This window comes from Pedococcus sp. P3_C7 (genome assembly GCF_056402615.1).
This window is the reverse complement of the sequence record NZ_JBFUHC010000001.1, coordinates 189,788-203,883: the sequence shown is the minus strand read 5'-3', so window position 1 is coordinate 203,883 and position 14,096 is coordinate 189,788. Positions and strand designations below refer to the sequence as shown.

The following is a 14,096-nucleotide window of genomic DNA, read 5'->3' as shown; positions in this document are numbered from 1 at the left end:
CCTCAGCCGCCGGAGACGGACAGCTCGGCCTCGGACACCGCCAGGCGGTGGGCCTCGCTGAGCTCCTGGCTGTCGAGCCAGCCCTCGGGCAGGGCGACGTGTCGGGGTGATCCAGCGCGCCCGCGCTGCCCCTCGGCGGGATCACCGGGCCAGGGGGCCGAGGCGTCCATCGTGGCGATCAGCCGGTCCAGCGCGGCCAGCGAGTCGACGAGTGCCAGCTGGTGGCGCACTGTGGAACCTGCCGGGAATCCCTTGAGGTACCAGGCGATGTGCTTGCGGATGTCTCGACAGGCCTTGTACTCGTCGCCGTAGAAGTCGATGAGGTACTCAGTGTGACGGCGCATGGTGGCCGTCACCTCGCCGAGGGTGGGCTCGACACGAGCCGGCGTCCCGGCGAAGGCCGCCGCCAGGTCGGTGAACAGCCAGGGACGACCCAGGCAGCCGCGCCCGACGACCACGCCGTCGCAGCCCGTCTCGTGGGCCATCCGGACGGCGTCCTCGGCCGACCAGATGTCGCCGTTGCCGAGGACCGGGATGCTCCGCACGGTCTCCTTGAGTCGCGCGATGGCGCTCCAGTCGGCTTCGCCCGAGTAGGCCTGCGAGGCAGTGCGACCGTGCAGGGCCACGGCTGCGACCCCGGCGCGCTCGGCGATGAGCCCGGCCTCCAGGTAGGTCAGGTGCTCGTCGTCGATGCCCTTGCGCATCTTCACGGTGACGGGCACGGCATACGGGCTGGCCTCCCGGACCGCGCCGGTGACGATGGCCTGGAAGAGGTCGCGCTTCCAGGGCAGGGCGGCGCCGCCGCCCTTGCGGGTCACCTTGGGGACGGGGCAGCCGAAGTTGAGGTCGATGTGGTCGGCGCGGTCCTCGGTGACCAGCATCCGCACCGCGGCGGCGACGGTGGCTGGGTCGACGCCGTAGAGCTGGATCGACCGCGGGTTCTCCTGGGGGTCGTGCTCGATGAGCCGCATCGACTCGGGCGTCCGCTCGACAAGGGCGCGCGAGGTGATCATCTCGCTGACGTAGAGCGAGGTCGCGCCACTGGCGCCGCCCTGGTCGAGCCCCTGGTCGCCGTACTCGCGGCACAGCTTGCGGAATGCCCGGTTGGTGATGCCGGCCATCGGGGCGAGCACGACCGGGGACTCGATGGTGTGCCGGCCGATCTGCAGCGGAGGCAGGACGGCGGTCGACGCCTGCTGCTGCGGGGCGGAGCGCGTTGAGGTCGTGGTCATGGCGGCACCAGTGTCCCATCTGGTGCTTGACTGGCCGAATGCGTGCCCTGATCAGCGCCGCCGAGCTCCTCGCAGACCTCACCCGGGACCCGGGTGCAGTCGTCCTCGTGGACGTCCAGTGGAACCTCACCAGTGCAGCCGGCCCGCCCGGGCGAGAGCTGTATGCCGCCGAGCACCTCCCGGGTGCCCACCACGTCGACCTGGACGCCGAGCTCGCCGGGCCGCCCGGGCGCGGAGGTCGTCACCCGCTCCCCCAGGCACACGCCGTCGCCGCGGCGGCGCAGCGGTGCGGTGCGGTGAACGACTCGCGCATCGTCGTCTACGACCAGGGCCCGTCGTATGCCGCGGCCCGGGCGTGGTGGGTGCTGCGCCACTTCGGGGCTCGCGACGTGCGGGTGCTCGACGGCGGTCTCGCGGCCTGGCGGTCCGCAGGTGGTCCGGTGACGTCGGAGCTGCCCGCACCCGGCGCGGGTGCGTTCGAGGCACACGCCGGCGGCATGCCCGTGATCGATGCGGTCGGAGCAGCCACGGCAGCCAGGGACGGCGTGCTCCTCGACGTCCGGACGCCCGAGCGCTTCCGTGGCGAGACCGAGCCGATCGACCCCGTGGCAGGTCGGGTGCCGGGTGCCGTCAACGCCCCCGCGACCGACAGCGTCGGCCCGGACGGACGGTTCCTGGGTGCCGACGACCTGCGAGAGCTGTTCTCACGCAAGGGACTTCCGACGTCGGGACCGGTGGTGGCCTACTGCGGGTCGGGGGTCACCGCCGCGCACACCGTGCTCGCCCTCCACGAAGTGGGCATCGAGGCGGCTCTCTACGCAGGGTCGTGGAGCGAGTGGATCACCGACCCGAGCCGTCCGGTCGCGACGGGCGACTGAGCCCGCTGCGCTACACAACCACCGCTCAGAGCCAGCCGTACTCGTCGGCGATCCGCACGGCGTCCGCGCGGTTGCGTGCCATGGTCTTGCCGATCGCTGACGAGAGGTGGTTGCGCACGGTGCCCTCGGAGAGGCTCACGTGCCGGGCGATGTCCGCCACCGACCCGCCCTCGCGGGCAGCGATCAGCACCTCGGTCTCGCGCGCCGTGAGCGGCGACTCACCACCGGCCAGCGAGTCTGCGGCCAGGGCCGGGTCGACCACCCTCAGCCCCGAGTGCACGCGGCGCACGGCTTCGGCGAGCTGGCGGGCGGGAGTGTCCTTGACGACGAAGCCACTGGCGCCGGCCTGCAGCGCGCGACGCAGGAAGCCGGGGCGGCCGAACGTCGTGACGATCAGCACCCGCACGCCGGGCATTGCCTCGTGGAGTGCCGCGGTGGCAGCGATCCCGTCCAGCCCCGGCATCTCGACGTCGATCAGCGCAACGTCCGGCTTGCTGCTGCGAGCCGCGGCGACCACGGCATCACCGCTGCCGACCTCCGCCACGACCTCCATGTCGGGTTCGAGCCCGAGGAGGGTGGCGATGGCACCGCGGACCATGGCCTGGTCGTCGGCCAGCAGCAGGCGGATCGTCATGCCTGAACCCTCTCGTGCCAGTCCGGATCCACGGAGCGCGGGGGCGGCGAGGAGGTGACCGACAGCTCGAAGCCGTGTGGTGAGACGGGCCCCGTGACGAGCCGGGCGCCGGCGCCCTCAGCGCGTTCCTTGAGTCCGAGCAGTCCGGTGCCGGGCGTGCCCGGCCGGGCGCCGGCACCGTTGTCGACGACGGTGATCCCCCGCTCGTCGAGAGTCACTCGACAGCTGGTGGCACCGCTGTGCCGGATGACGTTCGTGACGCCTTCGCGCAGCGTCCAGGCGCACAGCTCGCGCAGGTGGCTGGGCACGGCGTCGGCCGCGGTGGGCAGGTCTGCCTCGATCCCGGCGGATGCCAGCGAGGACCGGGCACGGGCCAGCTCGGCCGGCAACGACGTCTCGCGGAAACCCGCGACCGCCTGGCGCACGTCGGCGAGGGCGTCCCGGGCGAGCCGCTCGAGGTCCCCGACCTCCACCTTGGCCCGCTCGGGGCTGACGTCCATCAACCGCGCGGCCAGCTCGGCCTTGACGGTGATGACCGTGAGGCTGTGGCCGAGGATGTCGTGGACGTCGCGGGCCATCCGGTTGCGCTCGTCCTGGATGGCCAGGCGTGCGTTCTCCTCACGCGCCTCGGCCAGGGCACGCTGCCGCTGCGACGCGATCATCCCTCCGGTGACGGCGGCCATGGCGAGCACCATCGACATGCTGATGCTCGCGTCGTGACGCCAGCCGTCGACGTGGAAGGTGAGGAACTCGTAGAGCGCCACCAGCGCCCCACCGATGGCCAACCCGATGCGGACCTGGAAGGTCCACAACCCCGACACCGCGAGGAACACCCACGTGGCTGCACCTTCCTGGCCGATGGTGAGGGGGGCGAGGGCAGCCAGGACCGCCAGGGCGGCCCAGTAGAGGAGCCCCACCGACGTGACGTACCAACGCGAGGCGATCGACCCGCGGGTCCCCCAGACCGCCGCTCGCAGGTGGGAGAAGTGCACGAGGTAGAGCACGACGAACAGCGCGAGCACCACCAGACCACCATCGGCGCGCAGGGTCTCTCGCTGCTCCCAGGCCGCACCGACAGCGTCCCAGAGGAACACCAGCCAGATGCTGGCGAAGAAGAAGCCGAGGACTCGTTCGCCCCAGGTGTTCTCGCCCGTGCCCGCGAAGAACTGCGGGCGCGGCTCGGGAGCCCCCACGCGCCCGGGGGTTCCCGGGACCACGTCCTCGGTGCTGTGCTCGCTCACAGGCCCCAGCCTCGCAGAGACGGGGTCGGTGGTGAATGGGCGCAACGCCCGCAGCAGGCTCAGACGCGCGCCGTGTCGCGTCGGAAGCGCCATGCCGCCCCTCCCGCAAAGACCACGAGCCACAGCGCCACGTTGACGACCGCCGACCACCCAGGACTTGTCCCCTTCAGCGGCGCATGGGCCAGCTCGCTGAGGCCGTACATCGGGGTGAGCTTCGCGATCGTCTGGAACGTCGACCCCATCTGGTCGAGCGGCGTGAACAAGCCACCCAGGAAGGCCAACAGGGCCAGGCCCGGACCGAGGATCTGCATGACGTTCTCGCTCGGCAGCAGGTAGCCCATGAACACCCCGAACGCCGCGAAGACGAGCGACCCCACCCACGCGATCAGGGCTGTCTCGACCCACAGGGGGCCGTCCAGCTGCGCCTGGGTGAAGCCCCCCGCGGCATACGTCACAGCAACCGAGACCGCACCGAGGAGCATTGCGACGAGCACCTTCACGACGATGTATGCCGCGGGCGTGAGCGGGGTGAGCCGCAGCTGGCGGCTCCATCCCTGGCTGCGTTCCGTGGCGACCATGGCGCCACCCGCCGTCGTGGAGAGCATCGCGCCGTACAACGCCATCGAGATCATGATCGAGGCCGCCCAGTTGCCGTGCGCCCCGGCGCTCTTCAGCGAGTAGTCCTTCCCGGTCCCGAACAGGAGGAAGAAGACGACGGGGAGCACAACCGAGAAGATCACGGTCCTCCGGTTGCGGAGCATGCGGCGCAGCTCGAGCCGCAGCAGGGTGCTGTTGAAACCGCCGAGAGGTGGGACGTCCCGCTGCGGGACCGCGGACGCGGTGGTGGACGTGGTGGTGCTCATGGCTGTCCTTCGTCGGTGGTGAGCGAGATGAAGGCGTCCTCCAGCCCGCGCGAGGTGATCTCGAGGTCGCGAGCGTCGGTGGACACGAGCAGGTGACGGGCGACGGCATCGCTGTCGGTGGACGCGATGAGGATGGAGTCACCCCTCACCTCCACGGTTTCGACCCCGGGAAGTTCTTGCAGCGCAACGACATCCGCGCCTGGCATCGTCGCGCGGACCGTCCTGCCTGACACCAGTGCCTTGACCTGCGCCGCCGTGCCGTCGGCGACCACCTGGCCGTGGCTGACCAGGACGATCCGGTCCGCGTAGGCATCGGCCTCCTCGAGGTAGTGCGTGGCGAACAGCACCGTGCGCCCCTGCTCGGCGTCCTCACGGATCGCCCCCCAGAAGTCGCGACGCCCCGTGACGTCCATGCCGGTCGTGGGCTCGTCGAGGACGAGGAGCTCAGGGTCCGGCAGCAACGCCATGGCGAACCGCAGCCGCTGCTGCTGGCCGCCGGAGCACTTCACGACCCGCCGTCCGGCGATGTCCGAGATGCCGGCGCGACCCAGCACCTCGGCCACCGGTCGCGTGTTGCTGAACAGGCTCGCGGTGAGCCGCAGGGTCTCCTCGACCGTGAGGTCCTTGAGGAGTCCGCCGGTCTGCATCACGGCCGAGACCAGCCCACGTCGGACTGCCGCCGAGGGCTCCATGCCGTAGACCTGCGCGCTCCCCTGGTCCGGGCGGGACAGCCCGAGCACCAGGTCGATGGTGGTGGTCTTGCCTGCCCCGTTGGGACCGAGGAACGCGACGATCTCGCCGGGTCGCACCGTCAGGTCGATCCCCCGGACGGCGCGCACGCTGCCGAAGCTCTTGGTGAGCCCGCGGAGCTCGATGGCAGGCAGCTCCTCCGCGGCTCGTGGCACCCCGAGCGTCTTCGCGGGGGTCTGCATCTGTGGCATGGCGCCACGATGCCGCGAGGGACCGCCCCTGGTCTCGGACAGTCGTCACGACGTCCCCATGACGTCTGTCAGGTGGGCCCCCATCGGACAGGTGCCGGGTCAGTTGCGCACGCCAACGTTGAGCGCGATGGCGGTCGGCGGGTCGTCGGCAGCGCCAGTGGTCAGACGGGACACGTCGTAGACCGCTCCGGTGTCGACGTTCCAGGCCAAGATCCACCGGCCGTGGCTGCCGACCGACTCGTACAGGACGGTCGTGGCGTCGGCCCAGCCGAGCACCGTGCAGCACCCCTTGAACCGGCCGGTCTGTCCGTCCGGGTTCTCCGGTGCCAGCAGGACACGGGCCGAGGCAGACCCCGCGTCGACGACCAACAGTCCCTGGTAGATCGGGCCGTTGCCGCGCCGAATCACCTCTGCCGTCACGTTCTGGTCGAAGAACACACCCGTCGCCGCCAACACACCCGTGCTGACCGTGTCCTTAAACACTGAGGCCACCGGGGCCCGCACGGGGGACTCAGCCCCTGGGTGCCCCAGCTCGTCGAACCTCGTGACCATCAGCCCGTCCGAGTTCATGTCGACAGACGTGACCCGGAAAGTTCCGTCGTACCCAGCATCGACCCGCACGGCCTTCGCGCCCGGTTTCCCGGGGTCGATGACCCAGGCCTGATGATCGGCATCCCGAGCCACAATCGCACTGCCCGAGGCATTCCATCCGGCCCACTCCACGACCAGGGACGGCACCGGATAGGAGACCGTTTCACCGGTCTGGGTGTCGAGGCGGACCACGTGGTCCCGTTGGGGGAACACGACGTACCGCCCTCCCCCGCCGAAGGCACGGGGACCCAGCGGCGTCGCGGCGTTCCCGTTGGCCTCGTCCGTGCTCACCAGGTCGACCTTGTCGACGACGGTCTGCGTCCCGTCCCTCGCCACGAGCACGGGATGGAAGACGTCCCCGTCCGCGCGCAGGTAGACCGCGACCACTGACGCGGGCGGGCCGGCAAACGGGTGGGCGGCGCTCCTGGCGCGGACGTCGATGACCGAGGGCAGCCCGGCATCGAAGTCGGGCAGCTGCGCCTCGGCGCCCTCCAGGGGCATGACCGCGTATGCCGTTCCGTCCGACAGGGTGCCGGTGCGGGCCGGCGTCGTGGAGGTGATGGCGGGCGTCGGCCGGGGCTTGGTGGAGCCCCCCAGCTGGACGGCGGCGACAGCCAGCCCCACCGCCGCGACGACACCGACGGCGCCCACCGCCAACCGGCGGCGACGTGCTCGCTCGGCCTTGGCAGCAGCCCACGCGCCCTGGGCGAAGTCCACCTCCGGCAGCTGCTCGCTGGCCCGCTCGAGGAGGCTGCCGAGATCCCGTTCGGTCATGGCTGGTCCTTTCCGGACAGGTGTGGCGCGAAGTCCGGCAGCAGCGTGCGCAGCCGACCCAGCGCCGCGTGCGTCTGGCTCTTCACCGTGCCGACCGAGACGCCGAGCACCTCCGCGGTCTCTGCTTCGCTGCGGTCCTCGAAGAAGCGCAGCACGACCATCGCGCGCTGCTTGGGCGTGAGCTCTGCCAGGGCTCGTTCGAGGTCGACCCGCTGCCCGGTCTGTTCCGATCGGTCGTGGACCGGGACCTCGATGAGCGGCAGGGACGACAGCGACTCGCGCCGAGTCCTGCGCCACGAGGACACGGCGTCGCGGTAGAGGATCCGCCGCACGTAGGCGTCAGGGTTCTCGTGCCGGAGCCTGTCCCAACGGGCTGCGACCTTGGTCAGCGCTCCCTGGAGGAGGTCCTCGGCCAGGTGGGCGTCACCGCAGACGAGGTACGCCGCGCGAAGCAACCGGTGCTGGCGCGCCCGCACGTAGCGGGCGAACTCCTCGTCCACCTCGTGCCGCATGCCACCTCCCACCTCGGCGAGTCATCTCACCTCAGTAACGCACGAGACCACGCAAAAGGTTGGCGTCAGCAGCCGAGCAGGCGCCCTCCGAGGTACTCCTCGACCTTGTCGAGCGAGACGCGCTCCTGCGCCATGGTGTCGCGCTCACGGATCGTGACCGCCTGGTCCTCGAGGGTGTCGAAGTCCACGGTGATGCAGAACGGCGTGCCGATCTCGTCCTGACGACGGTAGCGACGACCGATCGCCCCCGCGTCGTCGAAGTCGATGTTCCAGTGCTGGCGCAGGGTGGCCGCGAGGTCGCGGGCCTTCGGCGACAGGTCGGCGTTGCGCGACAGCGGGAGCACGGCGGCCTTGACCGGGGCGAGGCGCTTGTCGAGCTTGAGCACGACGCGCTTGTCGACACCGCCCTTGGTGTTGGGCGCCTCGTCCTCGGTGTAGGCGTCGACGAGGAAGGTCATCAGGCTCCGCGACAGGCCCGCCGCGGGCTCGATGACGTAGGGCGTGTACTTCTCGCCGCTCGCCTGGTCGAAGTAGACGAGGTCGGTGCCCGAGTGCTTGCTGTGCGTCGTGAGGTCGAAGTCGGTGCGGTTGGCGATGCCCTCGAGCTCGCCCCACTCGCTGCCGGTGAAGCCGAAGCGGTACTCGATGTCGACGGTGCGCTTGGAGTAGTGGCTGAGCTTCTCCTGGGCGTGCTCGAAGTGGCGCAGGTTGTCGGGGTTGATCCCGAGGTCGGTGTACCAGCGGGTGCGCTCGTCGATCCAGTACTGGTGCCAGTCCTCGTCCTCGCCGGGCTTGACGAAGAACTCCATCTCCATCTGCTCGAACTCGCGCGTGCGGAAGATGAAGTTGCCCGGGGTGATCTCGTTGCGGAAGCTCTTGCCGGTCTGGGCGATGCCGAACGGCGGCTTCTTGCGGGCCGTGTTCATCACGTTGAGGAAGTTGAGGAAGATGCCCTGAGCGGTCTCGGGCCGCAGGTAGTGCAGGCCCGACTCGTCCTCGACGACACCGAGGTAGGTCTTCAGCAGCCCGGAGAACTGGCGCGGCTCGGTCCACTGGCCACGGGTGCCGCAGTTGGTGCAGGCGACGTCGGCGAGCTTGACCTCGTCGGGCGAAGTCAGCCCGTGCTTGGCCCCCGACTTCTCGAACACCGCTTCCTGGAGGTGGTCGGCGCGGAACCGCTTGTGGCAGGACAGGCACTCGACGAGCGGGTCGGAGAACGTCGCGACGTGGCCGGAGGCCTCCCAGGTCTGGAGCGGAAGGATCACCGAGGAGTCCAGACCCACGACGTCGTCGCGGCTGGTGACCATGCTCTTCCACCACTGGCGCTTGATGTTCTCCTTCAGCTCGACGCCGAGCGGGCCGTAGTCCCAGGCCGACCTCGTACCTCCGTAGATCTCCCCGCAGGGAAAGACGAAGCCTCGGCGCTTGCAGAGGGAGACGACGGTGTCGACGGTGGAAGGTGCAGCCATGCGCAGAAGGTTACTGTGCGTGCGTCGGCTCGGCTCTCGACGGGTATGCCGCGTGGCCGCCTCCGTCGAATGGTGGTCCCGACCACCACGGGCCCCGTCTAGCCTTGGTGGCCATGAGTGACCACCCCGTCTCCACACGGGCGGTGCGGATCCAGCAGGCCGAGTCCTTCCGGATGCTCTTCGACTTCGCCCGCAAGTCCGGCTACCAGGAGCGCCGGCTCGAGCCCGGCGTGCTCGACTTCACCTTCGGCGACCCGCACGAGCTGCCCCAGCCGGCCTACGTCGAGGCGCTGCGAGAGGCCGCCCTGCCCAAGGACGAGCTCTGGTTCGCCTACAAGTTCAGCCAGGAGCCGGCCCAGGAGGCGGCCGCCGCCTCGCTGTCGCGGCACCTCGGGATCGCGTGGCCGGCCGACCGCGTCCGCATGACCACCGGCGGCTTCGGTGCCATCGCCACCGCGCTCAAGACCGTGGCGGACCCCGGCGACGAGGTCATCTTCAGCCTGCCACCGTGGTTCCTGTACGAGTCCCTGGTCCTCGAGGCCAGCCTGGTGCCGATCAAGGTGCGGATCGACCCCGCGACGTTCGACCTCGACCTCGCCGCCATCGAGGCCGCGATCACCCCGAGGACTCGGGTGGTCATCGTGAACACCCCGAACAACCCCACCGGTCGGATCTACCCGGAGTCGACCCTGCAAGCCCTGGGCGCGCTGCTCGAGGAGGCGTCCGCCAGGAACGGCCGGCGGATCTACCTCGTGTCCGACGAGGCGTACAACCGGCTGGTCTTCGACGGGGCACGCTTCGTCAGCCCGGGCCAGCACTACCCCTACACCCTGCTCTGCTACTCCTACGGCAAGGTCCTGGTGTCACCGGGGCAGCGGCTGGGCTACCTCGCGCTGCCCCCGTCGATGCCCGCCGACGTGGTGGACGCCATCATCGAGGCCGTGGAGAGCGTCCAGATCGCTGCGGGGTGGCTCTTCCCGAACAACGTGATGCAGTACGCCACCCCGCGCCTCGAGGAGCTCAGCCTCGATGTGGCTCACTTGCAGGTCAAGCGTGACTTCATGGTCGAGGGACTTCGTCGGATCGGCTACGACCTCAGGGTGCCCGAGGCGACCTTCTACCTCTTTCCCCGCTCGCCGGTGCCCGACGACGAGGCGTTCGTGCGACTGCTCTCAGACCTGGGCGTGATCGTGATGCCCGGCAGGATCTTCGAGACGCCGGGCTTCTTCCGGATCTCCCTGACCCAGACCCTCCCGGTGATGGAGCAGAGCCTGCCGCGGTTCGCGACGGCGCTGGCGCAGGTCCGAGGCACCTGACGACATAGGGTTTCGCCCGTGCCCTCCCTGCGTGAACGCGTCGCCGACGTCAGCCTGCCCGTCATCAACGCCCTGAACCGGATGCCTCGTGCGGTCCCCTTCCTGCTGGTCCTGGGCCTGATGGTCGCCGGCGTCCTCGTCCCGACGTGGGGCTGGCTGTTCCTCGCGGTCGTCGTGGCCTTCCTCGGCTGGACCCTCTACCTGGCGTGGCCGGCGCTGGACCGAACCGCACGACTGGGCAGGTTCGCGGTCCTCCTGATCGCCGTGGCCATCACCATCACGCGAGCAATCCCGCGCACCTGAGCGTCGCCAGGCGATTTTGACAATCGTTCTCACTTCAGATGAGAATGATTGTCATGACGCTTCGCCCCCTCGGTCTGGTCGCAGGCCTCTTGTCCATCGCCATGGTCTCCGCCTGCGGTGGGGCCGGGGGGCGCGGCGCCGACGACGGTCGACTGGGTGTCGTGGCCGCCTTCTACCCCCTGGAGTACGCCGTGTCCCAGATCGGGGGCAGCCACGTGGTCGTCACAGGCCTGACCAAGCCCGGCGCCGAGCCGCACGACCTCGAGCTCAGCCCGCGGCAGGTCGCGAAGGTCGCGGAGGCGGACGTCGTGGTCTACGAGAAGCACTTCCAGCCCGCTGTCGACGCCGCCGTCGAGGGGCAGGCACGCGACACGGCTCTCGACGTCTCCCCTGCCGCCCGGCTCGACCTGGTCGCGGTCGAGGACGGTCACGACCACGGTGGCGAGACGCAGGAGGAACACGCCGGGCACGCAGCCGACGCGTCAAGCCCTCGCGACCCGCACTTCTGGCTCGACCCCATGCGCTACGCCGACGTCGGCGACGCGATCGCCGCGGAGCTGGCGGCACGAGACAAGGCCAACGCCGCGGCATACCAGGCGAATGCGAAGGCGTTCCGAGCGGCGATGACCACCCTGGACGCCGAGTTCCGGACCGGCTTGAAAAGCTGCGCCAACCACGAGCTCGTCACCTCGCACGCTGCCTTCGGCTACCTCTCCGAGTCCTACGGCTTCCACCAGGAGTCGATCACGGGCCTGACCCCCGACGCCGAACCGAGCCCAGCTGCCATGGCGGTGCTGACCAGGCACATCCGCGAGACCGGCGCGAGCACCGTATATGCCGAGACGCTCGTGAGCGAGGACGTCGCCAAGACACTGGCCCGGGAGACCGGTGCGAGACTGGCCGTGCTCGACCCGATCGAGGGCATCACCAGCGCCTCGGCCGGTCGCGACTACCCCGCGGTGATGCGGGCCAACCTCGGGATCCTGCGCGCGGGACAGGAGTGTTCATGACCACCACGGACGTGCCACCGATCATCGAGCTGCGGCGCGCGAGCTTCGGCTACGCCGACCAGCCGGTCGTCACCGGCGCCACCCTGACGGTCCGTCCCGGAGAGGTGGTGGCAGTCCTCGGGCCGAACGGGTCCGGCAAGTCGACCCTGGTCCGCGGTCTGCTCGGCCTCAACGACCACCTCGGTGGCGACGTGGAGCTGTTCGGCCAGCCGCGTGAGTCCTTCTCGGACTTCGCCCGGCTCGGTTACGTGCCCCAACGGCACACCCTCTCGGCGTCCGTGCGAGCCACCGTCACCGAGATCGTCGCGGTCGGACGACTGCCCCACCACCGCTGGTGGCGACCGGTCATCAGGACGGCGCAGGACGCCGCCATCATCGACCGCGCCCTCGACGTCGTCGGGCTGAACGACCGTGCGCACGCCGACGTGGCAACCCTGTCGGGCGGCCAGCAGCGCCGCGTCCTCATCGCCCGGGCGCTGGCGTCCAACCCCGACGTCCTGCTGATGGACGAGCCGACTGCCGGGGTGGACGCCGCCAACCAGCAGGTGCTGTCGGCGGTGCTGGCCCGGCTCGCCGGACGCGGCACCACGATGGTCATCGTCACCCACGAGCTCGCCGCCCTCGCCGACATCGTCACCCGGATCGTGGTCGTGCAAGCCGGGCGGATCGCCTTCGACGGGTCGCGTGACGAGTTCGCTGCCCGGACAGGCGAGTTCGCGTCGTCCGCCGACAACCACCACCACGAGGACGAGGACCGCATGACCACCTCGAGACTGCCCGGCGCCCCATCAGCCGGCCCCCTCGACCCGCGCGGAGGTGTGCGTTCATGAGTGAGCTGCTGTCCCTCGACTTCATGCGGCAGGCCCTCATCGCCGCCGTCCTGGTCGGTGTCGCCGCGCCCCTCGTCGGGGTCTTCCTCGTCCAGCGCCGGCTGTCCCTCATCGGTGACGGCATGGGTCACGTCGCCCTCGCCGGTGTCGCGGTCGGCGTGCTCACCGGCCAGGCCCCGGTCGTCACTGCCCTGGTGGCTGCCGTTGCCGCGGCGGTCGCGATCGAGGTGATCCGCGGGCGGGGCCGGACCAGTGGCGACATCGCCCTCGCCGTGATGTTCTACGGCGGTATCGCCGCCGGTGTGGTGATCATCGCGAAGTCGCCGAGCAGCAGCCCGGCCAACCTCACGGCCTACCTGTTCGGTGCGATCACCACGGCCGACCAGCGCGACCTGTGGGTGTTCGCCGGACTCGCCCTCGTGGTGCTCTTCGCGACCTGGCTGCTCCGGCCGTGGCTGTTCGCCGTCGCCAACGACGAGGAGTACGCCCGGGCCAGCGGGCTTCCCGTCACCGGCCTCAACATCGCCCTGGCCGTGCTCACAGCGGTGACGGTCGTGGTGTCGATGCGCGTGGTCGGGCTGCTGCTCATCAGCGCCCTCATGATCATCCCCAACGCGACCGCCCAGCTGCTGGGGCGCAGCTTCCGCGCATCCACGCGATGGGCGGTGCTCGTGGGCGTCGTGTCCAGTGTCGGCGGGGTGATCATGTCGTTCTACGCCGAAACCCCTTCCGGCGGAACGATCGTGCTGCTGGCCATCGGGTTCTTCGTGGTGGCCGCCACCGGCACGGCGGCAGTCGCCAGGGCGCGGGCCCACCAGCACCGAAGAGCCGAGCGCCACGACCACGAGCACGGTCCCGAGTGCGGCCACCCCGCAGTCGCCCACGGCGACCACGTCGACTACGTCCACGACGGGCACCGGCACGCTCCGCACGAGGGTCACTACGACGAGCACGACCCCGCCAGGCACGAGGCGATCAGCCACCACCACGACGGCAGCTCACCCGACGGCAGTCCGCACGACGGCAGTCATGAGGCCGAGAAGGAGAAGGCACCACAATGACCGGAGTCCAGGAACGGCATACCACCGAGGGCGCCCGGCGCCCCACCCGCCAGCGAGCCGCTGTCACTGCCGTCCTGGCCGAGACCGGCGAGTTCCGCTCTGCGCAGGAGCTGCACGCCCTGCTGCGCGAGGGCGGGGACAAGGTCGGGCTCGCCACCGTCTACCGCAACCTCCAGGCGATGGCCGCCGAGGGCGAGATCGACATGTTGCGCACCGACGAGGGCGAAGCCGTCTACCGCGCCTGCTCGACCGGCCACCACCACCACCTGGTCTGCCGCGAGTGCGGCCGGACCGTCGAGGTCGAGGGTGCGGCCGTCGAGGCATGGGCGGCTCGGGTCAGTGCGGAGCACGGGTTCACCGAGGTGCGCCACACGCTGGAGATCTTCGGCACCTGCGCCACCTGCGCCTCGTCCTGACCGCTGCTGGCGGTGGGAGGCCCCT

Annotated in this window: 15 protein-coding genes; 7 read left to right on the top strand and 8 right to left on the bottom strand. The window is 70.3% G+C overall.

Going from position 1 to position 14,096, the window contains the following annotated elements; translation table 11 throughout:
• Nucleotides 1-2: 2 nt before the first annotated feature.
• The gene (gene dusB / locus AC1DS4_RS00940) at nucleotides 3-1,232 is read right to left on the bottom strand and encodes a tRNA dihydrouridine synthase DusB (protein ID WP_477612581.1); all 1,230 of its coding nucleotides are present in this window, start codon (nucleotides 1,230-1,232) and stop codon (nucleotides 3-5) included.
• A gap of 38 nt (nucleotides 1,233-1,270) precedes the next feature.
• Here dusB and AC1DS4_RS00935 point away from each other — a divergent pair, with 38 nt between their 5' ends.
• Nucleotides 1,271-2,110, top strand: a complete 840-nt coding sequence (locus tag AC1DS4_RS00935) for a sulfurtransferase (protein WP_477631971.1) — start codon at nucleotides 1,271-1,273, stop codon at nucleotides 2,108-2,110.
• A gap of 25 nt (nucleotides 2,111-2,135) precedes the next feature.
• Here AC1DS4_RS00935 and AC1DS4_RS00930 read toward each other — a convergent pair whose 3' ends face one another.
• The 7 genes from AC1DS4_RS00930 to AC1DS4_RS00900 form a co-directional block, all read right to left on the bottom strand.
• A complete protein-coding gene (locus AC1DS4_RS00930; protein ID WP_477612579.1) occupies nucleotides 2,136-2,744 on the bottom strand; it encodes a response regulator transcription factor in 609 nt (202 codons plus the stop codon).
• Nucleotides 2,741-3,985 carry a sensor histidine kinase gene (locus AC1DS4_RS00925; RefSeq protein ID WP_477612578.1) on the bottom strand — a complete coding sequence of 415 codons (1,245 nt, stop codon included), beginning with the start codon at nucleotides 3,983-3,985 and terminating at the stop codon, nucleotides 2,741-2,743. Before AC1DS4_RS00925 ends, AC1DS4_RS00930 begins: the two co-directional genes overlap by 4 nt.
• Nucleotides 3,986-4,044: 59 nt before the next feature.
• Nucleotides 4,045-4,848, bottom strand: coding sequence for an ABC transporter permease (locus AC1DS4_RS00920; protein WP_477631970.1), 804 nt, complete (start codon nucleotides 4,846-4,848; stop codon nucleotides 4,045-4,047).
• Entirely contained in the window at nucleotides 4,845-5,780 is a 936-nt protein-coding gene (locus tag AC1DS4_RS00915; protein WP_477632289.1) for an ABC transporter ATP-binding protein, read from the bottom strand. The genes AC1DS4_RS00920 and AC1DS4_RS00915 overlap by 4 nt, the downstream gene beginning before the upstream one ends.
• A 108-nt stretch (nucleotides 5,781-5,888) precedes the next feature.
• Complete coding sequence (locus AC1DS4_RS00910; RefSeq protein ID WP_477612576.1) at nucleotides 5,889-7,154, bottom strand: hypothetical protein; 1,266 nt, start codon at nucleotides 7,152-7,154, stop codon at nucleotides 5,889-5,891.
• The gene (locus AC1DS4_RS00905; RefSeq protein ID WP_477612575.1) at nucleotides 7,151-7,666 is read right to left on the bottom strand and encodes a SigE family RNA polymerase sigma factor; all 516 of its coding nucleotides are present in this window, start codon (nucleotides 7,664-7,666) and stop codon (nucleotides 7,151-7,153) included. Before AC1DS4_RS00905 ends, AC1DS4_RS00910 begins: the two co-directional genes overlap by 4 nt.
• A 65-nt stretch (nucleotides 7,667-7,731) precedes the next feature.
• Complete coding sequence (locus tag AC1DS4_RS00900) at nucleotides 7,732-9,135, bottom strand: glycine--tRNA ligase (protein WP_477612574.1); 1,404 nt, start codon at nucleotides 9,133-9,135, stop codon at nucleotides 7,732-7,734.
• A gap of 113 nt (nucleotides 9,136-9,248) precedes the next feature.
• On the opposite strand from AC1DS4_RS00900, the gene AC1DS4_RS00895 reads away from it, so the two are divergent.
• Genes AC1DS4_RS00895 through AC1DS4_RS00870 form a run of 6 tightly spaced genes read left to right on the top strand, consistent with a single transcriptional unit; the run spans nucleotide 9,249 to nucleotide 14,071 of the window.
• Nucleotides 9,249-10,451, top strand: a complete 1,203-nt coding sequence (locus tag AC1DS4_RS00895; RefSeq protein ID WP_477612573.1) for an aminotransferase class I/II-fold pyridoxal phosphate-dependent enzyme — start codon at nucleotides 9,249-9,251, stop codon at nucleotides 10,449-10,451.
• 18 nt (nucleotides 10,452-10,469) lie between these two features.
• The gene (locus tag AC1DS4_RS00890; protein ID WP_477612572.1) at nucleotides 10,470-10,754 is read left to right on the top strand and encodes a DUF6703 family protein; all 285 of its coding nucleotides are present in this window, start codon (nucleotides 10,470-10,472) and stop codon (nucleotides 10,752-10,754) included.
• A gap of 53 nt (nucleotides 10,755-10,807) precedes the next feature.
• Entirely contained in the window at nucleotides 10,808-11,764 is a 957-nt protein-coding gene (locus AC1DS4_RS00885; protein WP_477612571.1) for a metal ABC transporter substrate-binding protein, read from the top strand.
• Nucleotides 11,761-12,594: a metal ABC transporter ATP-binding protein gene (locus AC1DS4_RS00880; protein ID WP_477612570.1), complete on the top strand. Its 834-nt coding sequence runs from the start codon at nucleotides 11,761-11,763 to the stop codon at nucleotides 12,592-12,594. Before AC1DS4_RS00885 ends, AC1DS4_RS00880 begins: the two co-directional genes overlap by 4 nt.
• Nucleotides 12,591-13,655, top strand: coding sequence for a metal ABC transporter permease (locus tag AC1DS4_RS00875; RefSeq protein WP_477612569.1), 1,065 nt, complete (start codon nucleotides 12,591-12,593; stop codon nucleotides 13,653-13,655). The genes AC1DS4_RS00880 and AC1DS4_RS00875 overlap by 4 nt, the downstream gene beginning before the upstream one ends.
• Nucleotides 13,652-14,071 (top strand): Fur family transcriptional regulator, encoded by a 420-nt coding sequence (locus tag AC1DS4_RS00870; protein ID WP_477612568.1) that lies wholly within the window; start codon nucleotides 13,652-13,654, stop codon nucleotides 14,069-14,071. The genes AC1DS4_RS00875 and AC1DS4_RS00870 overlap by 4 nt, the downstream gene beginning before the upstream one ends.
• Nucleotides 14,072-14,096: the final 25 nt, after the last annotated feature.